This is a genomic window from Pokkaliibacter plantistimulans, assembly GCF_003194385.1.
GTDB lineage: Bacteria > Pseudomonadota > Gammaproteobacteria > Pseudomonadales > Balneatricaceae > Pokkaliibacter > Pokkaliibacter plantistimulans.
Window position 1 is genome coordinate 17,016 of the sequence record NZ_LAPT01000055.1, and the last position, 20,757, is coordinate 37,772.

The 20,757-nt window shown below is 56.7% G+C and carries 19 protein-coding genes; 16 read left to right on the top strand and 3 right to left on the bottom strand.

Annotation, left to right across the window (positions count from 1 at the left end; genetic code table 11):
- The first annotated feature begins 10 nt into the window (after positions 1-10).
- From WH50_RS12155 to WH50_RS12215, 13 genes are read left to right on the top strand one after another with little or no spacing between them, the layout of a single operon-like run.
- A complete protein-coding gene (locus tag WH50_RS12155; protein WP_110187546.1) occupies positions 11-1,756 on the top strand; it encodes an ApeI family dehydratase in 1,746 nt (581 codons plus the stop codon).
- A complete protein-coding gene (locus WH50_RS12160) occupies positions 1,743-2,516 on the top strand; it encodes a glycosyltransferase family 2 protein (protein ID WP_110187547.1) in 774 nt (257 codons plus the stop codon). Before WH50_RS12155 ends, WH50_RS12160 begins: the two co-directional genes overlap by 14 nt.
- Positions 2,509-3,489 (top strand): LpxL/LpxP family acyltransferase, encoded by a 981-nt coding sequence (locus WH50_RS12165; protein ID WP_110187548.1) that lies wholly within the window; start codon positions 2,509-2,511, stop codon positions 3,487-3,489. The genes WH50_RS12160 and WH50_RS12165 overlap by 8 nt, the downstream gene beginning before the upstream one ends.
- A complete protein-coding gene (locus WH50_RS12170) occupies positions 3,482-5,062 on the top strand; it encodes an HAL/PAL/TAL family ammonia-lyase (protein ID WP_110187549.1) in 1,581 nt (526 codons plus the stop codon). Before WH50_RS12165 ends, WH50_RS12170 begins: the two co-directional genes overlap by 8 nt.
- Positions 5,055-5,462, top strand: a complete 408-nt coding sequence (locus WH50_RS12175; protein ID WP_110187550.1) for an acyl-CoA thioesterase — start codon at positions 5,055-5,057, stop codon at positions 5,460-5,462. Before WH50_RS12170 ends, WH50_RS12175 begins: the two co-directional genes overlap by 8 nt.
- A complete protein-coding gene (locus WH50_RS12180; RefSeq protein WP_110187551.1) occupies positions 5,459-6,022 on the top strand; it encodes an outer membrane lipoprotein carrier protein LolA in 564 nt (187 codons plus the stop codon). The genes WH50_RS12175 and WH50_RS12180 overlap by 4 nt, the downstream gene beginning before the upstream one ends.
- Positions 6,019-8,385 (top strand): MMPL family transporter, encoded by a 2,367-nt coding sequence (locus WH50_RS12185; RefSeq protein ID WP_110187552.1) that lies wholly within the window; start codon positions 6,019-6,021, stop codon positions 8,383-8,385. Before WH50_RS12180 ends, WH50_RS12185 begins: the two co-directional genes overlap by 4 nt.
- Complete coding sequence (locus WH50_RS12190; protein ID WP_110187553.1) at positions 8,360-9,598, top strand: NAD(P)/FAD-dependent oxidoreductase; 1,239 nt, start codon at positions 8,360-8,362, stop codon at positions 9,596-9,598. Before WH50_RS12185 ends, WH50_RS12190 begins: the two co-directional genes overlap by 26 nt.
- Positions 9,595-10,110 carry a DUF3261 domain-containing protein gene (locus WH50_RS12195; protein ID WP_110187554.1) on the top strand — a complete coding sequence of 172 codons (516 nt, stop codon included), beginning with the start codon at positions 9,595-9,597 and terminating at the stop codon, positions 10,108-10,110. Before WH50_RS12190 ends, WH50_RS12195 begins: the two co-directional genes overlap by 4 nt.
- Before the next feature lies 1 nt (position 10,111).
- Entirely contained in the window at positions 10,112-11,314 is a 1,203-nt protein-coding gene (locus WH50_RS12200; protein WP_110187555.1) for a beta-ketoacyl-[acyl-carrier-protein] synthase family protein, read from the top strand.
- Positions 11,298-11,768, top strand: coding sequence for a hotdog family protein (locus WH50_RS12205; RefSeq protein ID WP_133251319.1), 471 nt, complete (start codon positions 11,298-11,300; stop codon positions 11,766-11,768). Before WH50_RS12200 ends, WH50_RS12205 begins: the two co-directional genes overlap by 17 nt.
- A complete protein-coding gene (fabG, locus tag WH50_RS12210) occupies positions 11,765-12,490 on the top strand; it encodes a 3-oxoacyl-ACP reductase FabG (RefSeq protein ID WP_110187557.1) in 726 nt (241 codons plus the stop codon). The genes WH50_RS12205 and fabG overlap by 4 nt, the downstream gene beginning before the upstream one ends.
- Positions 12,490-13,719 carry a beta-ketoacyl-ACP synthase gene (locus tag WH50_RS12215; protein ID WP_110187558.1) on the top strand — a complete coding sequence of 410 codons (1,230 nt, stop codon included), beginning with the start codon at positions 12,490-12,492 and terminating at the stop codon, positions 13,717-13,719. Before fabG ends, WH50_RS12215 begins: the two co-directional genes overlap by 1 nt.
- A 213-nt stretch (positions 13,720-13,932) precedes the next feature.
- Here the strand turns inward: WH50_RS12215 and WH50_RS12220 are convergent, their stop codons facing one another.
- Positions 13,933-14,685, bottom strand: coding sequence for an START domain-containing protein (locus tag WH50_RS12220; protein WP_110187559.1), 753 nt, complete (start codon positions 14,683-14,685; stop codon positions 13,933-13,935).
- Between the two features lie 280 nt (positions 14,686-14,965).
- Here WH50_RS12220 and WH50_RS12225 point away from each other — a divergent pair, with 280 nt between their 5' ends.
- Positions 14,966-15,772 carry a TSUP family transporter gene (locus tag WH50_RS12225; protein ID WP_110187560.1) on the top strand — a complete coding sequence of 269 codons (807 nt, stop codon included), beginning with the start codon at positions 14,966-14,968 and terminating at the stop codon, positions 15,770-15,772.
- Between the two features lie 81 nt (positions 15,773-15,853).
- Here the strand turns inward: WH50_RS12225 and WH50_RS12230 are convergent, their stop codons facing one another.
- Entirely contained in the window at positions 15,854-16,720 is an 867-nt protein-coding gene (locus WH50_RS12230; protein WP_110187561.1) for a LysR family transcriptional regulator, read from the bottom strand.
- 244 nt (positions 16,721-16,964) lie between these two features.
- Between WH50_RS12230 and WH50_RS12235 the strand changes: the two genes are divergently transcribed.
- Positions 16,965-18,650 (top strand): SulP family inorganic anion transporter, encoded by a 1,686-nt coding sequence (locus tag WH50_RS12235; RefSeq protein WP_110187562.1) that lies wholly within the window; start codon positions 16,965-16,967, stop codon positions 18,648-18,650.
- Between the two features lie 240 nt (positions 18,651-18,890).
- On the opposite strand, the gene WH50_RS12240 is transcribed toward WH50_RS12235, so the two are convergent.
- A complete protein-coding gene (locus WH50_RS12240) occupies positions 18,891-19,655 on the bottom strand; it encodes an undecaprenyl-diphosphate phosphatase (protein ID WP_110187563.1) in 765 nt (254 codons plus the stop codon).
- A 408-nt stretch (positions 19,656-20,063) separates the two neighbouring features.
- Between WH50_RS12240 and WH50_RS12245 the strand changes: the two genes are divergently transcribed.
- The gene (locus WH50_RS12245; protein WP_110187564.1) at positions 20,064-20,735 is read left to right on the top strand and encodes a winged helix-turn-helix domain-containing protein; all 672 of its coding nucleotides are present in this window, start codon (positions 20,064-20,066) and stop codon (positions 20,733-20,735) included.
- Positions 20,736-20,757: the final 22 nt, after the last annotated feature.

The window sequence follows — 20,757 nt, forward strand, 5'->3', positions numbered from 1 at the left end:
AGATAGAGTGATGACTGATAACTTTGCCACGACTTTAAAAATCGCCGATGACTGGCTGGCTGGTGTAATTCATGGTGAGCAGGACCGGATTGTTGCCGTGGATCGCGGACAGGTATTGCGACGGGAGCAGTTGCTGACACGAGTCCGTTACTGGTGCGCTTGTATCCAGCAGCACGACAGTGGTTCATTGTGGGGCCTGTACAACCCGGATGCCTTTGAGTTTTCTGCACAGCTTCTGGCGCTATGGTTGAGTGGTAAAACCGCTTGTCTGCCGGGGGATAATTTGCCAGAAACCCGTGCTGCGCTGCTGGAGCGGGTCTCCGCTGTGCTAGGAGACTGGGAGGGGGCGGTAACTGATAGTGCGAATGGGCAAGGCGTGCCGAGTCTGAGCTTGCCCGCGGCCGACGCGCTGGTAGTTGAAGTTTATACGTCTGGCTCGACTGGAGCGCCCAAGGCGATAGGCAAGAAGCTGCGGCAGCTAACGGCTGAGCTTCAGGCTCATGCTCAGCACTGGCCTTATCAGCCTGACGAAGTCGTGTTATCCACCGTCAGCCATCAGCACATCTACGGCTTGTTGTTTCGTATTCTCAGGCCTCTTGCCGAAGGGGTTCCCTTCGAACGCCGCCTCTGCCATTACCTGGAAGACCTGTACATCACGAGTCAATGCTATGGCCAGTCAACGCTGATCAGTAGCCCATCACACCTTGAACGGTTACCGCAAACGCCAGAATGGCAGATGCTGGGGAGGCGCTGGCAGCGAGTATTTTCCTCGGCAGCACCGCTATCACGGCAAACCAGTCTGCGTAACCAGACCTTCTTCGGCATGCCTATTGTTGAAATCTATGGCAGTTCGGAAACCGGCGGTATCGCATGGCGTATACAGCGTCCTGAACAGGAAGCCTGCTGGACACCGTTGGCCGGCGTAACGTTGCGCAGTGATCAGAATCAGTTGCTGGAGTTGCGTTCGCCGCATTTGCCAGATACAGGCTGGTACACCCAGCCAGATCGTATTGAATGGCAAGGAGAGGGCAGTGGCTTCCTGTTGTTGGGCCGTACAGATCGCATCGCCAAGATAGAAGGTAAACGCTTGTCACTTACCGCAATGGAACAGGCGTTGAACTCCCTTGGCGAGGTTGAGAAAGCGCATGCACTGGTGCTTTCTGGACGCCGCGACGAGGTCGCCGTAGTGCTGCAGTTGAGCCGCTGGGGTCAGCAGCAACGTCAGGCACTGGGACAACATGAACTGTTACGGGGTCTGAAAGCGGCCTTGGCGAGGCAGTTTGAGGCGGTGGTCTTACCACGTCGTTGGCGCATCGTGGAAGTGCTGCCGTGGAACAGCCAGGGCAAGCTGACTCAGCAGGCACTGCAGGCACTTTTTGCCCATACCGCCACTGCTCGACCTGCGTTGCCGCTGACAATCCAGTGTGATGTTACGGGCAATGAGGCGTGTTTGCAGTTGCAGATCCCCGATGAACTGCTCTATTTCGACGGGCACTTTGACCAGGCACCGATTCTGCCGGGGGTGGTGCAGGTGCACTGGGCTCAGTATTTTGCCAAAGAGTGCTTTGCTGAACAGTTCGGTACGCTGGGAGCCTTTGTCGGTCTTGAGCGCGTCAAATTCCAGCAACTGCTGCGGCCGTCCATGGCCCTGGAGTTGTTGCTGCAGCTGGAGCCTGACAAGGGCTATTTAACCTTCCAATATCGTACGGCAACTGTACCGTTTTCTTCGGGTAGGTTTCGCTATGTCGTTGAGTAGTATGCGTACTGCCATTCTTATTCCTGTCTACAACCACGAAGAGGCTATCGGTCTGACACTGCAGGCGGTGATGGCCTTTGGTTATCCGATCTTGCTGGTGGATGACGGTAGTCATCAGGGTTGCCAGCGAGTGCTGGAGTCCTTGCAACACGCTCATGCCGAGCAGGTGATGTTGCTGCGGCGTACTCACAACGGAGGTAAAGGTGCCGCGGTCAAGAGTGGTCTGCTTGAGTTGGAGCGACTTGGTTTCACTCATGCCGTGCAGGTCGATGCTGACGGTCAACATGACATTGAGCGACTACCGCAGTTACTGGCTGCTGCTGTTGATCATCCCGGCGCGCTGGTCAGTGGCTATCCGGAGTATGACGACAGTGTGCCTAAAGGTCGCTATCTGGCGCGCTATCTGACCCACGTGTGGGTGTGGATCAATACCTTGTCTCTGCAGATCAGAGATTCCATGTGTGGGTTTCGCGTTTATCCGGTACCTCAGGTCAATCAAATGCTGGCCAATGTCAAAACAGGGGATCGTATGGAGTTTGATCCTGAGCTGCTGGTGCACTGGTGCTGGCAGGGAGGCAGGCTGATCAATATACCGGTCCGGGTACACTACCCACTCGATGGGGTGTCTCATTTTCGTGTCCTGCATGACAACCTGCTGATTTCCCGGATGCATGCCAGCTTATTCTTCGGCATGTTGTGGCGTCTGCCACGTCTGTTACAGCGGCGGCTGCGCTCGGGCAAAGGAGCGCCCGGTGGCTAAGTCAGAAAGTGCCAAAGCCGCTCACTGGGCACAGCTGAGCGAGTCCGGCACCGTATTGGGCATGCGTCTTCTGTTGCTCGTCTACCGCTTGTTTGGACGTAGTGCGTTCTATCTGATTCTTTATCCTGTGATGGTGTACTACTACTGGCGTACGCCTGTGGCACGGGCGGCATCGCAACAGTTTCTGGCCAGAATACGGGTCCTGGAGCCGCAGGCAGTTCCTCGGTACTGGGCTGGTCTACGCCATTTTATGGCCTTTGGCGATGCTATCCTGGACAAGTTCCTGGCGTGGATGGGACGGATTCGCCGTGACGATGTGCAGTTCGACGAGCAGGCATCCATCGCACAGCTCGACCAGTCAGGCCGGGGGGGCGTCATTGTGGTGTCCCACCTGGGCAATATTGAAGTGTGCAGAGCCCTGGCGTATCGCCTGCCCGGCATTCGGCTGACCATTCTGGTACATACCCGGCATGCGGCGAAGTTTAATGCGTTGCTGTCCAGGCTGGCACCTGAATCACCGATCAATTTATTGCAGGTGACAGAGATGACGCCAGCGACTGCGATGTTGCTGGCTGAGAGGGTGGACGCGGGCGAATACGTGGTCATCGCCGGAGACAGGATTCCGGTATCGGGTGAGCTGCGCGTTTCTGGCGTCTCGTTCCTCGGTGCCAGGGCATTATTCCCTCAGGGGCCCTTTATTCTGGCTGCCCTGCTGCGCTGTCCAGTGATGCTGATGTTCTGCATAAAGCAGGGCAGCGGCTATCGTATCTATCTGGAACATTTTCTCGATGGTATCCACTTACCGCGCAAAAGCCGGCAACAAGCCCTGGATGCGGTGTTGCAGCAGTATGCGCAGCGCCTTGAGCACTATTGCCGCATAGCGCCCATGCAGTGGTTCAATTTCTTCCCTTTCTGGTGTGGCAATGACCAGGTCGAACAGTCTGACACAGTGGTAGATCGTAACAATGGATGAAGTCGTAGTATTTGATGGAACCCCCCTGAGTATCGAGCAGATCGTGGCGGTGGCCGAGTTACGTGGTAAGGCTGTGCTCAGCAGAACGACTGCGTATCAGCTCCGGATAGAAAAAGGGCCGGCGTTCTTGCAGCGACTGTTGGCTGAAGATGGCGAAATTTATGGCGTTACCACCGGCTACGGCGACTCCTGCACTACCAGTATTCCGGCTGAGTTGGTGGCTGAACTGCCTACTCATCTATATACCTTTCATGGCTGTGGAAGCGGCCGCATGCTCAACGACGAGGAAAGTCGAGCGGTAGTGGCCGCCCGTCTTGCCTCCCTGGCACAAGGTCATTCCGGCGTGACCTGGGCATTATTGGAGCAGCTGGAGCGATTGCTGGAGCATGACATTCTGCCGCAGATTCCGGCTGAAGGGTCGGTGGGGGCCAGTGGTGATCTGACGCCGTTATCCTATCTGGCTGCGGTGCTGTGTGGCGAGCGGGAAGTCCGTTACCGTGGCACCGTGCGTCCTACCGCCGAGGTGTTTGCCGAGCTGGACATTACGCCGTTACGACTAAAACCCAAGGAAGGCCTGGCACTGATGAATGGCACAGCAGTGATGACAGGTCTGGCCTGCCTGGCCTGGCATCGGGCCGACTATCTGGCGCGACTGGCGACCCGTATTACCGCTCTTAATACTCTGGTGCTGAAAGGCAATGCCCATCATTTCGATGAGCGTCTGTTTGCTGTCAAACCTCACCCAGGTCAGCAACAGATAGCACGCTGGCTGCGTGAGGACCTGCACTGCACGACGCCACCACGCAATTCGCAACGCTTGCAGGATCGCTACTCGTTACGCTGTGCACCGCATGTCATCGGTGTGCTGCAGGATGCGTTGTATTCGTTGCGAGGCTTTATCGAGAATGAACTCAACAGCGCCAATGACAATCCGATCATTGATGCTGAGGGTGAGCATGTGCTGCATGGCGGGCATTTCTACGGTGGCCATGTGGCCTTTGCTATGGATTCACTGAAGAACGCCATTGCCAATATCGCTGATCTGCTAGACCGGCAAATGGCGCAATTGATGGACATCCGCTACAACAATGGCCTGCCGTCCAATCTGTCTGGTGCCAGTGGCCCGCGCGCCGCCATTAATCACGGCCTCAAGGCCGTGCAGATCGCCGTCTCGGCCTGGACAGCCGAAGCCCTGAAACTGACTATGCCCGCCAGTGTCTTCTCGCGCTCAACTGAGTGCCACAATCAGGACAAAGTCAGCATGGGTACCATTGCCGCACGCGACTGTATCAGGGTTCTGCAACTGACTGAGCAGGTAGCAGCGGCGGTTTTGCTGGCGGCAACCCAGGGTTTGGAGCTGCGGCGTCGGCAGGGCGATCTGAGTGCCGAGGCATTACCTCAGGCGCTGGCTGCCAGCCACGAAGATGTGCGCCAATACGCCGCCTTTATTAATGAAGATCGTCGTCTTGATGGCGAGTTGAGTGCTCTGGTGGGGGCGATTCAGCGTCGCGAATGGTCCTTGTATGTCTCCTCAGCGCCAGCCGTGCTGGCGGGGGAGAACAACCATGCATAAGGCCGAAGTCGAGCTGGAAATTCCTTTTCATGATGTCGATATGATGGAAGTGGCCTGGCATGGGCATTATGTGCGCTATCTGGAACTGGCGCGCTGCAAACTGCTCGACAGCATCGATTACAACTACCCGCAAATGAAGGCCTCGGGATATGCATGGCCGGTCATTGAGCTAAACCTGCGCTATGCCCGCCCTCTGCGTTTTCAGCAGCGCATTCGGGTAGAGGCACAGGTAGTGGAGTGGGAGAACCGTCTCAAGGTGGCCTATACCATTCGCGACGCGGTGACCAATGAGCGGTTGACCCGTGCCCATACGGTGCAGGTTGCGGTGGAGATAGCCAGTGGTGAAATGCTATTTGCCTCGCCAGCCGTATTGCTGCAGCAACTGGGGGTCACGCTATGACCGGCCTGCGTTATTTTTGGTTGCTGCTGTTGTCACTTTCACCCCTCCTGGCCCAGGCATTGACCTTTACTGATCTGAGCCGATTGACACAGACTCCGGCGACGTTGTCCGGCCAGTTTCAGCAGCACAAGTACTTACAGGCGCTGGACACCACCATCGACTCCAATGGGCAGTTCAGCTATCGCCGCGATAAAGAAATTCGCTGGCAAACGCTGGCTCCGGTCGCTGATTTGCTGGTGATGACACCGCAGGGGTTGAGTGGCAGCAATACGGCCGCTGCTATGGCGGGGAATACGGATAGTAATCCCACTCTGGCCCTGGTGGGCACCCTGTTCTTTGCGGTGATGAGTGCCGACTGGCAGGTGCTGCAGCAGCATTTCAGTTTGACGGGCTCAGAGCAGGGGAAGGAGTGGAAGGCGACGTTGATTCCCCTTGATGATGACATCCGACTGGCAGTACAGCGTATAGAGCTGCAGGGGGATGCGTATCTGCATCATCTGGAGCTGTATGAAGTCAGTGGTGATCAGGTTCGGATCGAGTTTACAGATCTGACACCATGACTTCAGCGCAGTCCATAAACAACAAGCCTGTATTGGGGGCACTGCTCTGGGCGGTGGTGCTGGTGGTTGTTGTCATCCTGGCCTGGCTGCGTGAGCCGCAGCTGGACTCGAGCATCCTGGCCTTGTTGCCGAAGGAGAGCAGACAGCCTCTGCAACAGCAGGCCATTGATCAACTGGGGCAGGAATTTTCCAGGCGTCTGCTACTGCTTGTCCAGGCCGACAGTGCAGAGCAGGGCCGACACTTGGCCACCCAATTAGCGCAGCAACTTCAGCATGATCCCGGTATTGCTGAGCTGCAATGGCAGATTACCGCACAGCGGCTGCAGCAGCTCAGCCAGTTTTATCAACCATGGCGTTATCAGGTACTGGCACCGGCTCTTCAGCAGCCATTGCAGCAGGGGCAGTTTCATGACGTTGAGCAGCAGGCGCTGCGTCGGCTGCTAAGCCCCATCAGTGGCACGGCTGTCGATCTGATCAAGGACCCCTTTGCTTTGTTGCCTGCGTTACTCGACAGCTATCGGAATGAGCAGATTGCCGCTGATCATGGCCTGTTGCGGTTGGTTATGGCGGACAAACCGACCTATCTGCTGCTGGCTACTCTGTCTGGCGATGGTTTTGCCATGCCATTGCAGCAAACCTTGGTGCCTAAGTTGCTGCAGCTGCAGCAGCATGTACGTGAGCAAGGTGGACAGCTGTATCTCTCCGGCATGTTAATGCATGCCGCAGCCGGTGCGGCGCAGGCGCGAGGGGAAATATCAACCATCGGGCTGGTCTCGACGCTGGGTATCATTCTGTTGGTGCTGATCGCCTTTCGTCGCTGGTATATGCCGCTAATTGTATTGTTGCCGGTGGTGGTGGGATGTATTTTTGCTGTTGCCGTGACCGCTTTGTTCTTTGGTCGCCTGCATCTGATAACGCTGGCGTTTGGGGCGGGGCTGGTTGGGGTGTCGGTGGACTATGCCTTGCACTATCTGGCGGCTCATGGCCAGCCTGACGAGCGAAGCGTATTGCGGCGGATCCTGCCAGGGCTGCTGCTAGGGGGGGGCTCGAGCGTGCTGGCTTACGCAGCACAGGCGCTGGCGCCATTTCCCGGGCTGCGGCAGATGGCTTGTTTTGCCGTGGCAGGCCTGACGGGGGCCTGGTTGTCAGTTGTGCTGTGGTACCCCTGTTTGCTGGCGACTTTGCCGGTATCAGCCAGCCCAGTCGCTGCGACAGTAAAGCGAATGGTGCAGCGTATTCCCGCATTGCCAGCTGGTAAAGCGTCCACCCTGCTTGGTCTGCTGGCTGTTGTTGCCGTTGCACTGCTGGCATCAGGTCAGGCCAAAGACGACCTGCGGTTATTGCAGACTTCGCCGCAGCGTTTGCTGGATCAGGACATCAAGGTGGGAAAATTACTGGGGCAGAGCAGCAGCACACGTTTTCTGCTGGTGATGGCTCCAGACAATGAAACCTTGCTGCAGCGTGAAGAGCAACTGCTTGTCGGACTGCAAACGTTGCAGCAGCGTTATCCACGCCTGACGTTTGCCAGCCTTAGTCACTGGGTGCCCTCACAACGTGCTCAGGCTGCGAATCTGCAGCTGGTACGGCGACTCTATGCAGAGCAGGCCATGCTCTTCTTTCAGCAGTTATCTCGTCCCGAGCTGGCTAACCAGGCCAATGCTGCCCTTCTGGGTGATGGCGAGGCCTATTTGACGGTCGATGCCTGGCTGCGTTCGCCCTTGCAAGCCTGGGCTCCCGGCTTGTGGCTGCAAGGCGAGAGCGGGCAGGTCGCTGGTGTCATTCGTCTGGCGGCAGCCGAAGAGGTGGATGCTGATGCATTGAGCTCACTGGCCTCGACCGTGCCAGATACACAGTATGTGGATCATGTCAGGGACATCTCCGCGGTGCTGAACCACTATCGTCAGCAGATCAGTTTCTGGGTGGCGGGGGCCTATCTGCTGGTGTTGCTGTTACTGGTCTGGCGCTATGGCCGTCAGAGCTGGTTGGTGGTGGGGCCTCCTTTGGTCGCGGCACTGCTGGTGGCGGGGGTGTTGAGTCATATGGCTAATGGGCTGAACCTTTTCCACCTTTTGGCTTTGCTGCTGGTGCTGGGTCTGGGTCTGGATATGGGCATCTTTTTGCAGGAGGGCGAGAGCGAGGCTCATGTCTGGCTGGCAGTGAGTCTGTCGATGCTGACCTCGTTGCTGGCTTTTGGTTTGCTCGTGTTAAGTACTACTCCCTTGTTGCATGACTTTGGTTTGACGGTTCTGCTCGGACTGGGGGGGATATGGATGATGTCCATCGTTACGCGCAGTACGGCGCGCGATATATCGGTTGAAAACAGGAGTTTGTCACTGAATGAAAACTACGAACGGAATCGTTGATGCGTTGGTGATTGGCGCAGGACCGGCCGGGGTGCTGGTGTCGACGCTACTGCATCGCCTTGGCCATCGGGTGCAGGTGGTGGAGCAGAATCACTTTCCGCGCTTCTCCATTGGTGAAAGTCTGCTGCCTCAGTGCATGGCATTTCTTGCACAGGCAGACATGCTGGCCGCTGTCAGTCGTCAGGGCTATCAGTTTAAGAACGGCGCCGCCTTCGCTAAGACGGGGGAATATGAAGCGTTTGATTTCACCGACAAGTTCAGTGATGGGCCTGGTACCACTTTTCAAGTACCGCGGGCACCTTTCGATCAGGTGCTGGCTCAAGAGGCACAGCGTCAGGGGGTGCTGATCCGCTTTGGTCAGCGGGTTGAGTCTATTAGCCGTGACCAGGGCATCTCTCAGGTACAGGTCACCGATAAAGATGGCAATGTCGATACGATTGCTGCGCGTTTTGTGCTGGATGCCAGTGGCTTTGGGCGGGTGTTGCCACGATTGCTGGGATTGGAGGTGCCTTCGGATTTTCCGGCACGCAAGTCGGTAATGACCCATATCGAAGATGGTATTGATGATCCGGCCTATGACCGTCACAAGATTCTGATTACTGTGCATCCGCAGCACGCGGACGTGTGGTTCTGGCTGATACCATTCAGCAATGGCCGATGCTCCGTGGGGGTGGTGGGAGAGGTTGAGTTCTTCAAGGGTTACCACTGCGATGATGAGCAGCTGCTCAGGCAATTGATTGGTGAGGCTGGTTCACTGGCCACCTTGCTGCGTCATGCCCGTTTCGATACACCCTGCCGCTCCCATACTGGCTATGCCGCTAATGTCAGCCGCTTATTTGGTGAGGGCTTTGCCTTGTTGGGTAATGCCGGTGAATTCCTCGATCCGGTATTCTCCTCGGGCGTCACCATTGCCATGAAATCTGCCACCCTGGCGGCTGAGGCGTTGGATCGTCAGCTACGCGGTGAAGACGTGGACTGGCAAGCGGTCTACGCCGACCCGCTAAAGCAGGGGGTCGACACCTTCCGTGAGTTTGTGACTGCCTGGTATGACGGGCGTTTGCAGCATGTCATTTTTTCACGCAATAAAAATCCTGAAATTCGTCGGATGATCAGCGCTGTGCTGGCCGGTTATGCCTGGGATGAGAGCAACCCTTACGTGAAGGAGCCGGGGCGCTTGAGTACGCTGGCAGAATTGTGTCGGGAGCATCCATGAGCAAATGGTGGGTGCTGACAGTCATGCTGTGGCTTGGAGGGTGCGCCGTGCGTCCTTCGGCGCCACCGCCGTTACAGCTGTTGTCCATGGCGGGTGCCCCTCATGAAACAGGGGTGCTCAAACAAAAGGTGACACTGCAAAAGACCCGGGCTGTTCACTTCATCAGTGTTCTTCGTTTTGATCGGCAGGGGCTGCAAGGGGTTATTCTGCTGCCAACCGGGCAGACCGTGCTGAACTATCGCTATGCTGAACAACTGCAAACCACGCCAGCACATCCCCAACTTCCTGTGCAGGACATGCTGGCGCTGCTGCAGTTTGCGCTATGGCCAGCCACCGCTTTGCAAGCGTACCCGGAAGCCAATGCAGGCTGGCGTCTGCAACTGAGCGAAACCCAGCGTCAACTGTTCTGGTATGAGCAGCCGGTCTTGAGGGTGCGCTATGAGCATGAGCAGATTGATATCGATAACTATCAGAAAGGTTATTCACTGCACGTTGAGAATCTAGGGTCGTAGTGTGAGCGAAGTACATTGTTATATACAGGCCGTAGGCATGGTATCGGCTGCAGGCGACTCGTCGGCAACAGCGCTACAGAATGCGTGTGCGGGAAAGGAGTGTCTGACCTGGGAAGACCTGCCTGGTCGGAAAGGGCTGTTACCTGTGGGGCGGGTCAAAGGTGAGTTGCCTTGCGTTGAGGCTGAACAGGCACACTGGCATAGCCGCAACAACCAGCTGGCTTTGGCTGCCCTGCAGCAGATGTCGTCTCAGGTAGCTACGGCAATCGCGCGCTTTGGTCAGACACGTATTGGTGTTGTGATAGGTACCAGCACATCGGGTGTGGCAGACAACGAGGTGGCATTACAGGATTGGCGGGACGATTCTGCGTTGCCTGCTCACTTTGACTATCGACGTCAGGAGCTGGGGGCACCGGCTGCTTTTATTGCTCAGCACCTGCAGCTGGAGGGGCCGGCCTACGTGATTTCCACTGCCTGTTCATCGGGTGCCAAAGCCCTGGCATCGGCCAGAAGGTTACTGCGTGCCGGAGTCTGTGATGCGGTGATAGCTGGAGGTGTGGACAGCTTGTCGCAGCTGACCATCGCTGGCTTTAGTGCACTGGAGTCAGTAAGTGAACAGCGCTGCAACCCATTCAGCCAGCGGCGTGCAGGCATCAATATCGGTGAAGGTGCGGGGCTGTTTCTGCTCAGTCGTGAGCCTGCCAGAGTGGCGTTGCTGGGGGTAGGTGAGGGATCGGATGCCCATCATATTTCTGCCCCGGATCCCAGTGGCGCTGGCGCTGAACGGGTGATGCGGGCTGCTTTGGCTGATGCCGGGCTGCAGGCAGCGCAGATCGGCTACATCAATCTGCATGGTACGGCGACGCCGCTGAATGACAGCATGGAGGCCAAAGCCGTAAATCGAGTATTTGGCGCACACGTGCCTTGCAGTTCGACCAAACCCTTAACCGGCCATGCGTTAGGGGCAGCGGGTGCCATTGAGGCCGCCTTGTGCTGGCAGTTGCTCCAGCAAGGCAGGGCTGGGCAAACAGTAGCGCTGCCGGTGCATTTGTGGGATGGCGTAAGCGATCCGGAGATGGCAGCGATCAGGCTGGTCGAGCAGGGGGATCGTGGTGTAGTGGACTTTGTGTTGAGCTCATCTTTCGCCTTTGGTGGTAACAACATCGCTTTGATTCTGGGGAGAGTCAATGAAGCCGACCTTTAGTGTCACAGAAGTCGTCCCCCAGTCAGCAACCATGAGCCTGTTATCGGAGCTGGCTGACTATGGCGATGGCTGGTTGGAAACGCGGGTACATATCAATCCTTCCACCTTATTTTTGCAGGCAGAAGGTGTGCCTGGGTGGATTGGTATCGAATACATGGCACAGACGATCGGCGCACACGCCGGACTGTTGGAGCGTCAGCAAGGAAGAGCGCCTGAGATAGGCTTTCTGGTGGGTACCCGTCGCTATCTTTGCTCCAAGCCCTGGTTTTTGCTGGGAGAGACTCTGACCATTAGGGCTGAACAGAGCTATCGGGCAGATAATGGTCTGATGGTATTTGAATGTGAGATCAGAATTGATGATGCCCAGGTGGCATCAGCAGCACTTAATGTATACCAACCCGATGACGTGGCAGGCTACGTAGCGGGAGAGGTGTCTGGAGAAGTAAACGAATGAGTAACACGATACTGGTGACCGGTGCTAGCCGCGGTATCGGCGCTGCTATTGCAGAGCAATTGGCAAACGATGGTTTTGATCTTGTACTGCATTGCCGTTCCAGTATGGCAGAGCTCGCAGAGATGGCGGAAAAGATACGGGCGCAGGGCCGACGGGTACGTACTCTGCAGTTTGACGTGGCAGACCGCGCGGCCTGCCGCACGCAGCTGGAACAGGATATTGAGCTGCATGGTGCTTACTACGGAGTGGTATGTAATGCCGGGCTGACCCGTGACAATGCCTTTCCGGCCCTGACCGATGATGACTGGGATCAGGTACTGCGTACCAATCTGGATGGTCTTTACAATGTGCTGCATCCGGTCATCATGCCGATGATTCGTCGTCGCCAACCAGGGCGTATCGTGGCGTTATCCTCGGTATCCGGCATCATCGGCAATCGTGGTCAGGTCAATTACAGCGCCTCAAAGGCAGGTATCATCGGTGCCTGCAAGGCTCTGGCGGTGGAGTTGGGTAAGCGCAAGATCACGGTTAATTGTGTCGCTCCGGGCCTGGTCGATACCGGTATGACTGCCGAACTGCCCGTGGAGGAAATCCTCAAGGCAGTGCCTATGCAGCGAATGGGAAGGCCTGAAGAAGTCGCCGCCGCGGTCTCCTTTCTTTGCTCTGCTCAGGCGGGATATATCACCCGGCAAGTATTAGCTGTTAATGGGGGGCTGTGCTGATGAAGCGTGTTGTTATCACGGGCATGGCCGGTCTTTCTCCTATTGGCCATGACTGGAGCAGCATCCGCCAGCGGCTGAATGATCTGCAAACGGGCATTGAGCACATGTCCGACTGGGCGGCCTATGAGGGGTTGAATACGCGCCTTGCTGCACCGATCAGAGACTTCGTGATGCCAGCGCACTACAACCGTAAAGCCTTGCGCAGCATGGGACGTATTGCGCAGATGGCGACATTGGCAACAGAGCGCGCCCTGCAAGATGCCCATCTGCTTAATGATCCTGTTTTGCAGTCAGGGCAGGTGGGAGTGGCCTATGGTTCATCGGCAGGCTCCTGCAAGGCGATTGCCGAGTTCGGTAACATGCTGCTCAACTATTCTACCGGCGGCCTGAATGCCAACTCTTATATCAAGATGATGGCGCATACCGCACCGGTGAATATTGGCGTGCATTTTGGTCTGCGTGGTCGGGTCATCACCACTTCCAGTGCCTGTACCTCTGGTAGCCAGGGGATTGGGTATGCCTATGAGACGATTAAATATGGCCTGCAGAAGGTGATGGTGGCAGGGGGGGCTGAGGAACTGTCGCCTACGGAAGCAGCGGTTTTTGACACCCTCTATGCCACCAGCGTGCGCAATGATGAGCCAAGCATGACGCCACGCCCGTTTGATGCCGGACGTGATGGATTGGTCATCGGTGAAGGGGCAGGAACTCTGATATTGGAGGAGCTGGAACATGCCCAGGCGCGTGGCGCCCGGATCTACGCCGAAGTGGTGGGATTTGGCACCAACTCTGACGGTATGCATGTTACGCAGCCATCCAGTGACACCATGGAGGCGGCAATACGCCTGGCATTGGCCGATGCCGGTGTCGAGGCTGGCCAGATTGGCTACGTTAGTGCACATGGTACGGCCACAGACCGTGGTGACGTCGCAGAAAGCCATGCCACCCATGCTGTCTTTGGTCAGCAGGCTGCAATCAGCGCGTTTAAAAGTTTTACCGGCCATACACTCGGTGCCTGTGGTGCACTGGAAGCATGGGTTGCCATTGAAATGATGAATAGTGGCTGGTTCCATGCCACGGCCAATCTGCTCTCGGTTGATCCGCAGTGTGCCGATCTTGATTACATTGTTGCAGCCGGGCGCCGGTTAGAGACTGAGTACGTGATGAGCAACAACTTCGCCTTCGGTGGCATCAATACCTCGCTGATTTTCAAGCGTTGGCACGGTTAGATAGCTATAGGGCACAGTCATTGACCGCTGTGCCCCGGCTCCTCGTCTGGATTACTTCGCCGGGGAGTCCTAACAGGTCGTTGAAAATCTATCTGCGTTGCCGAATACCGCGTCAAAAACAGGCTCAAAATGCTCATTTAGTTCACTAAACTCCGCTTTTTCGCCTGTTCTTTCCTTGTCTCGGCTGCCTCGATAACGTTTTTCAACAGCCTGCTAAGGCTCGGTGATAAATGGCAGATGAGCGTGCTGGTAGCGTGGCAGTTTTATCTGCTGACGCAGGTGGATGAAGGTTTCGAGCACTACCTGCAAGCCATGCTGGCGTACCAACCAGCCGGGGATCATGCCATCGGGGTCGATGCTACCCTGATAACGGATCTGTACTTTCCCATTTGCCAGTGGGGTCAAGGTCCAACGTGCTTGTAGATAGCGTATCTGTATCCCTGTTTCACTGGCCTGTGGATCGTAACGGTTATGTATACTCAGCGTCAGCACCTGATGGCTGTCCTGGCTGAGTATGGAGCGGGTGACGGCCCAGCGCTCATGCACCAGCAGCGTTCCTTTAAAGCGGGTTTTGACTACATCTTCCTGATCTGAGTCGTGTTGCAGCAGGGTGACGGACTTTACCTGACTGATCCAGTCGCTGGCATGCTCGGTATCTTGCAGCATTGCTACGAAAGCGGCCAGGCTGGTGGTGAGCTCGGTTTCAGCGCGAACGTTAAAACGATGCTGGTTGTCCTGACGATACTGCACCGTCACGTTGTTTGTTGTACGCCACAATGTCCATGGTTCGGCACGTGCTGTTGATATTCCACAAAGTAGAATCAGTGCGAGCCACGATGAAACCTGCCGTAGTTGCTGCAGGTGTGCTGGAGTTTTTAGCTTTCCATTTGGCTGGCATACCTGCCTATCCATGTTCTTCTTCCCTGCTAGTGATCCACACATTCCTAAAATGTTGGCTGTTACCATCTGTTATTGCTGATGGCAGTATAGCCTACGCTTAAAAATCAACGATCTACATTGCCTTCTGGTGCGTGCCTGAGCGCTATGAACAGGTTCCTGGCTAAACCTGTGGGTTTGCGCTGCTGACTGTTCAGTTCCCTCGGCACCAGCACATCCTTAGCAAGCAGGATGGAACAAGCTGGCCACAACCCATTCCTGCAGGGAATCAGTCTTGTGCCTTCTTTTCGTTTTTGTCCGCCCGGACAAGTTGTTAAGCTTGCCGCCGTTCTGAACCTGGACGGCAATAATGGAACTGGAAATTACCACCCTGATCGTACTCGCGCTGGTTGCCCTGGTGGCTGGCTTTATTGACTCCATGGCTGGTGGCGGCGGGCTGATCACCATTCCGGCATTGCTGGCGGCAGGGGTGCCACCGACCATGGCGCTGGCGACCAACAAACTGCAAAGCAGTTTTGGCTCGTTTGCGGCCACGCTGTACTTCCTCAAACGCGGCATGATTGATCTGGCGTCGATGAAGTGGGCCGTCATCTGCACCTTCGTTGGCAGCGCACTGGGCACATTGCTGGTGCAGCAGATTGATTCCAGCCAGCTGAGCCGGATTCTGCCTTATCTGCTGGTGGGCTTTGCCTGCTATTTCCTGTTTTCCCCCCGTATCAGTGACAGCGACAGCCATCGCCGCCTGAGCTACAACGCCTTTGCGCTGCTGGTGGGAACAGGGGTGGGTTTCTACGATGGTTTCTTTGGCCCCGGAACCGGTTCCTTCTTCGCCATGGCCTTTGTGGCACTGGCCGGGCTGGGGATGGCGAAAGCGACGGCGCATACCAAGTTACTGAATTTCACCTCCAACATGGCCTCGCTGCTGTTCTTTATCATCGGTGGCAAAGTGTTGTGGACGGTAGGTCTGACCATGGCCATTGGGCAGATTCTGGGCGCGCGTCTGGGGTCGCGGATGGTGGTGGCCAAAGGGGTGAAGCTGATTCGTCCGCTACTGGTGACTGTCTCGCTGGTGATGTGTGGCCGCCTGTTGTGGCAGGGGCATCCTGAATGGTTTGCCTGGATCGGTGCCGGTCTGAAAGCAGTACTGCCGGTGTAGAAAACGGGGCTGGCTGCAGCGGGGAGTGCTTGCTGCAGCCATACGCACTTCAGTTATACGCTCAGCGGTCAATTCTGGTTGTTATATCCCTTCTTTTAACTGAGACGGTTGGCTGCGGGCAAAGTGGGCCTGCAGACAATCGATCAGACGTTGTACCCGCGGGCGCTCATAGACACTGGGTCGAAACAGCAGATTGATGGGGCGCTCAATCACAATAGGCAACGCAAAACGCTGGCTGGCCGGGATTTGCATGATGTCGGCCACTCCCAGTGGAATCACCGCAGGCATCAGGCCCAGCCGGCCTATATGGGCCACAGCAAAGAACGAGTTCATCTGCATCACCGGGTCCAGCCCTGCCTCTAGTAACAGCGGTTCCAGATGGCGATTGCTGGGAATACTCAGATCAATGCTCAGGCAGGCCAGTCGCTGACGATAATCCGGTGGCTGGTGATGCACCAGAATCAGCGGCTCCTGCATCAGGGTGCGATGGCTCAGACCCGGTGGAATCTTGATCTGTCCTGCACCGATACCGACCACGGCATCGCCGCTGCGCACTCGCTCAACGATGATGGGGGTGTGGTGGCTGGCAAAACTGAGGTGGGCATCCTGGCGCACGTAATCCTGCAGGAAGGGGCCGATATAGGCCGTCAGGATCGTCTCCGATGCGGCAATCTGCAGTGCGGTGGTATCGACGGTGCTGAGCTGGTCAAACAGCAGTCCTTTCAGTTCTCCCAGTGTCGGTGCCACAGTGAGCAGCAAGGCACGGGCATCCGCAGTCAGGCGTACCTGCCGGCCATCCGGCTCAATCAGCTTCTTGCCGAGACGATGCTCAAGATTGGCAATACGCTTGCTCACCGCCGACTGGGTTATGAACAACCGGCTGGCAGCACGGCTCATGGTGCCCTCACGCGCCAGCACTTCCAGTGTTTCCAGGCCTTCCAGCAGCATGGGGATTACCTATTCCTGAGGGGAATCAGAAGGGTAGTGAGGTGGCCGGTCCACGGTCAAGATGGAAAGGCTATGGATTGATAAGGCTTATCAGGATTTCTCAACCATTTTCTCTTCTGGCTGTTTATACTGCCCCTGCCTCTTTGGTTATAACCTTATGTCTATATAGATCTGGTAGTGATTGCCAGAGGCTTCCGGTAATAGCCCGTTCCCCGTCAGTCGTGCCACTGCATAGGTTAAAAGCATGTCGTTAGCGCGTTACTTTCCCTTTTTGCGCTGGGCCAGACCCACGCCCAGGGCGATGTTTGCCGATGCCAGAGCGGGTTTCAGTGTCGGGCTGGTGTTGGTGCCGCAGGCGGTTGCCTACGCCACGCTGGCGGGAATGCCACCGGAAACTGGGCTCTATGCGGCCATGATCCCCTCCATCATCGGTGTGCTGTGGGGCTCGTCGTCGTTACTGGCGGCGGGGCCGGTCGCCCTGACCGGGCTGCTGACCTTTGGCTCATTGCAGAATATGGGCACGCCGGGCTCGGCAGAGTGGGTGACGGCAGCCATGTGGCTGGCCATCTATTCCGGTCTGATTCAGTTTGCCCTGGGGGCCTTCAAGCTAGGGGCCATTGCCAACTTTGTCTCATTCCCGGCGCTGAAGGGGTTTATCAACGCTGCTGCGCTGATCATCATCTCGTCCCAGTTACCGGCATTGTTGGGTATCGAAGGGGGATGGAGCCTGCCTCATGTGCAGCAATGGGCATCCAGCCTGCTGATGCTGGACCTGACGACCATAACGACGCTCGCCATCGGCGCAGGGTCATTTGTCTTTCTGCTGGGTTTCAAGAAATGGATGCCGCAGCAACCGGCGGTGCTCTATGTCTGTCTGCTGGGCATTCTGATCAGTTATCTGACCGGCTTTGTTGGCGAGGGTGGCGCCGTTGTCGGTGCCTTGCCCAGCGGCTTGCCATCGCTGGTCATGCCGCAGGTGCTGACCTTTGATCAGCATCGCATGCTGCTGCCTGCAGCCCTGATTGTAGCGCTGGTGAGCTTTACCGAAGCCATGTCCAGTGCCCGCACCCTGTCGCGCAAGCGGGGCGAGCGATGGGATGAGAATCAGGAGCTGATCGGCCAGGGGCTGGCCAAGGTGGCCAGTGGCTTTTTCGGCGCTTTTCCTATCAGTGGCTCGTTTTCCCGTTCTGCGCTGAATCTGTACGTGGGGGCGACCAGCGGCTGGTCGTCGATCTATGCCGCGCTCTGTGTAGCCATCAGCCTGATGTTTTTCACCGGGCAACTGGCCCTGCTCCCCAAAGCAGTGCTGGCCGCGGTCATCATTGTGCCGGTACTGAACCTGCTGGATTTTGGTGTTTTCCTGAAGCTGGGCAAGAGCAGCCCTGAGGATGCACTGACGGCAGGCGTCACCTTTGTCACCACCCTGATCTCTGTGCCTCATTTACACTGGGGCGTGCTGTCTGGCTTTCTGCTGGCCATGCTTATCTCGGTTTACCGTCGCAGCCGTCCACGCATCATGGAAGTGGGCCTGCATGCGGAAGACCGGGTTTTCAGAGACAGGCAGCGCTGCGATCTGCCCCGGCTGCAGCGGCAGGTGCTGATGGTGCGTATCGACTCGGCGCTGATCTACACCACGGCACCGGCGCTGGAAAGTTTTGTACTGGATCATCTTGATGCCGAAACCCGGGAGGTGGTGATCCTCTGTGGCGGGATCAACGACATTGATGCCACCGGCATCGAGATGCTGACGGAGCTGTACCATTATCTCGACAAGCGACAGATTCGGCTGCGGCTGGCATCGGTAAAGCTGCAGGTCTGGCAGCGACTGGAGCGGGCGGGGTTCACCACGCTGATTGGCAGCAAGCAATGCTTCCTGACTGATGCGGATGTGATCCGCAGTTATGCCCCCGCACTCGCTCAAGTGTCCTAGGAGCCTGTCGGACTTAACACTAGTCTTACTGCGACAAAGCCGATTTTGGGCATTTTGCCCCCTCTCTTTCGTTAAATAGAATCACTATTCGCCTCAAGAGAGTGGACAAACTGCCTCAAATCGGACTTTGCCTCATGACAGCCGGTCAAGTCCGACAGGCTCCTAGCGGCAGCGTATTTCTCCCGGCGTTAAAACAACAACAGCCTCATTGCGAGGCTGTTGTTGTTTGTGCGGTGAGTGTTACATCACCAGCAGCAGGAGGGCGCCGAACAGGATGCGGTAGATACCAAAGGCCACGAACGTGAAGTGCGCCAGAAAGCGGATAAACAGCTTCATCACGATATAGGCGCTGATAAAGGCCACGATAAAACCGACAAGCAGCGGCATAAAGGACTCACCGGCAAACTCATGGTAGTGCTTGAGCAGATCGTAACCGCTGGCCGCCAGCATCACCGGCAAGGCCAGCAGGAAAGAAAACTCGGCACTGGCCTTGCGACTGAGGCCCACCAGCATGGCTCCGATAATGGTTGAGCCGGCACGGCTGGTGCCGGGGATCAGCGCAAACACCTGCGCAATGCCTATCCACAGGGCCTGTTTGTAGCTGAGGTTTTCCACATCGGTCACCGTGGCACGTTCCTCCTTGTAGAAGCGTTCAACGATAAGAAAAACGATACCACCGACGATAAACATGATGGCAACGATTTCGGGTGAGAACAGGGCCTTGATCTGCTTGCTGAACAGGAAGCCCACGGCACCTACCGGAATGAACGCCAGTATGACCTTCTTCCATAGCTCAACGTGTCTGAAGGTGAACTTGTCCGCGTAGTTGGCGGTCACGGCCAGAATGGCCGCCAGCTGGATAATCACCTCAAAGGCTTTGTTTTCGGCATTCTGATCCATGCCCAGCCATTGGCTGGCAATAATCAGGTGGCCGGTGGAAGAAATAGGCAGAAATTCAGTGATGCCTTCAACAAGGCCAAGCACCAGGGCTTGCAATATATCCATATCGACGATCCGTAGCAGAGTCGCGGAGGGAATTGAGAAGGCGGCTATCTTGGCATAACAAAATGTTTCCGCAAACCAGAGGGTGGGAAGGGATCAAGGAATATCGACTACCCTTAGAACTTGCCCCATTCTGACGTGCGCTGCATATAACAGCGTCAAGTGCGCCTTTACGGTTCTGCAGTCAGTGGCTGTGTGACGTCGTTCGCCACTGTTGAACAGCCAGTTATTGTTGGCCTCCGGGCCACAGGAGCGTCTTCACAATCTGCTGCGCGTCGGCTACCGGGCGTTGAAGAGACCGTCGGAATGCACCTTTACCCACCGTAAACGCCGCTTCCTCAGCTCTTTCTGCCTTGACTGGCTTTGGCTCGCGAGATCGTGAACACGGTCCGGGAGCGGCAGGAACCTGATATGAAACTACTGATTGGTGAAAACCACAGCTGCTTTGACATGTACACCCTGCAGGGGCTGATGGCCGCGGGGATGTGTATCGTCCGCGCCAGCTCAGGGGTGGAGCTGATGCAGAAACTGCAGCGTGATCGCTTTGATGTGGTGGTACTGGAGTCGGGGGACCTGGGGGGGATGACCAGCCGCGATATCTTTCTCGGCGTCCGCAGTGCTGGTCTGCAGGTGCCGGTGCTGTTCCTCTACAACGAAGCCCAGCGACCGCCCCTGCCTGCGCCTGTACCGGGTACTGACCAGCTCTGTTGTCCCATTTCCCTGAGTGTATTGCTGAGCCACCTGCAGACGCTTGAAAAGGGTCTGCCGACACCGGCGACTGATCAGCATTTCCGTCTGGCTGATCTGGATGTGGATCTGGATCGTCACTGTGCCAGCCGTGCAGGCTGCCCGCTCAGTCTGACCGAGCAGGAGTTTCGTCTGCTGGCGTTGCTGATCAGGCATCAGGGCCGCCCGGTGTCGCTGGCGGCCATCGGGCTGGCATTGCAGGACACCAGCCCGGATAGTGCACCTGAACGGCTGGAGCTGGCCATCCGTCAGTTGCGGGAAAAGGTGGATGAAGCGCACAAGGTGCACCTCATCCATAGCACGCCGGACAGGGGATATGTTCTCGAAGTCTCATAGAGCGGACAGGGCCCGGCATGCG

What these genes read in the sequence shown, in the direction of transcription:
- WH50_RS12155 (WP_110187546.1), top strand. Translation starts at nt 11, where the DNA reads ATGACTGATAACTTTGCCACGACTTTAAAAATCGCCGATGACTGGCTG.
- WH50_RS12160 (WP_110187547.1), top strand. Translation starts at nt 1,743, where the DNA reads ATGTCGTTGAGTAGTATGCGTACTGCCATTCTTATTCCTGTCTACAAC.
- WH50_RS12170 (WP_110187549.1), top strand. Translation starts at nt 3,482, where the DNA reads ATGGATGAAGTCGTAGTATTTGATGGAACCCCCCTGAGTATCGAGCAG.
- WH50_RS12175 (WP_110187550.1), top strand. Translation starts at nt 5,055, where the DNA reads ATGCATAAGGCCGAAGTCGAGCTGGAAATTCCTTTTCATGATGTCGAT.
- WH50_RS12180 (WP_110187551.1), top strand. Translation starts at nt 5,459, where the DNA reads ATGACCGGCCTGCGTTATTTTTGGTTGCTGCTGTTGTCACTTTCACCC.
- WH50_RS12185 (WP_110187552.1), top strand. Translation starts at nt 6,019, where the DNA reads ATGACTTCAGCGCAGTCCATAAACAACAAGCCTGTATTGGGGGCACTG.
- WH50_RS12190 (WP_110187553.1), top strand. Translation starts at nt 8,360, where the DNA reads ATGAAAACTACGAACGGAATCGTTGATGCGTTGGTGATTGGCGCAGGA.
- WH50_RS12195 (WP_110187554.1), top strand. Translation starts at nt 9,595, where the DNA reads ATGAGCAAATGGTGGGTGCTGACAGTCATGCTGTGGCTTGGAGGGTGC.
- WH50_RS12205 (WP_133251319.1), top strand. Translation starts at nt 11,298, where the DNA reads ATGAAGCCGACCTTTAGTGTCACAGAAGTCGTCCCCCAGTCAGCAACC.
- fabG (WP_110187557.1), top strand. Translation starts at nt 11,765, where the DNA reads ATGAGTAACACGATACTGGTGACCGGTGCTAGCCGCGGTATCGGCGCT.
- WH50_RS12215 (WP_110187558.1), top strand. Translation starts at nt 12,490, where the DNA reads ATGAAGCGTGTTGTTATCACGGGCATGGCCGGTCTTTCTCCTATTGGC.
- WH50_RS12220 (WP_110187559.1), bottom strand. Translation starts at nt 14,685, where the DNA reads ATGGTAACAGCCAACATTTTAGGAATGTGTGGATCACTAGCAGGGAAG.
- WH50_RS12225 (WP_110187560.1), top strand. Translation starts at nt 14,966, where the DNA reads ATGGAACTGGAAATTACCACCCTGATCGTACTCGCGCTGGTTGCCCTG.
- WH50_RS12230 (WP_110187561.1), bottom strand. Translation starts at nt 16,720, where the DNA reads ATGCTGCTGGAAGGCCTGGAAACACTGGAAGTGCTGGCGCGTGAGGGC.
- WH50_RS12235 (WP_110187562.1), top strand. Translation starts at nt 16,965, where the DNA reads ATGTCGTTAGCGCGTTACTTTCCCTTTTTGCGCTGGGCCAGACCCACG.
- WH50_RS12240 (WP_110187563.1), bottom strand. Translation starts at nt 19,655, where the DNA reads ATGGATATATTGCAAGCCCTGGTGCTTGGCCTTGTTGAAGGCATCACT.
- WH50_RS12245 (WP_110187564.1), top strand. Translation starts at nt 20,064, where the DNA reads ATGAAACTACTGATTGGTGAAAACCACAGCTGCTTTGACATGTACACC.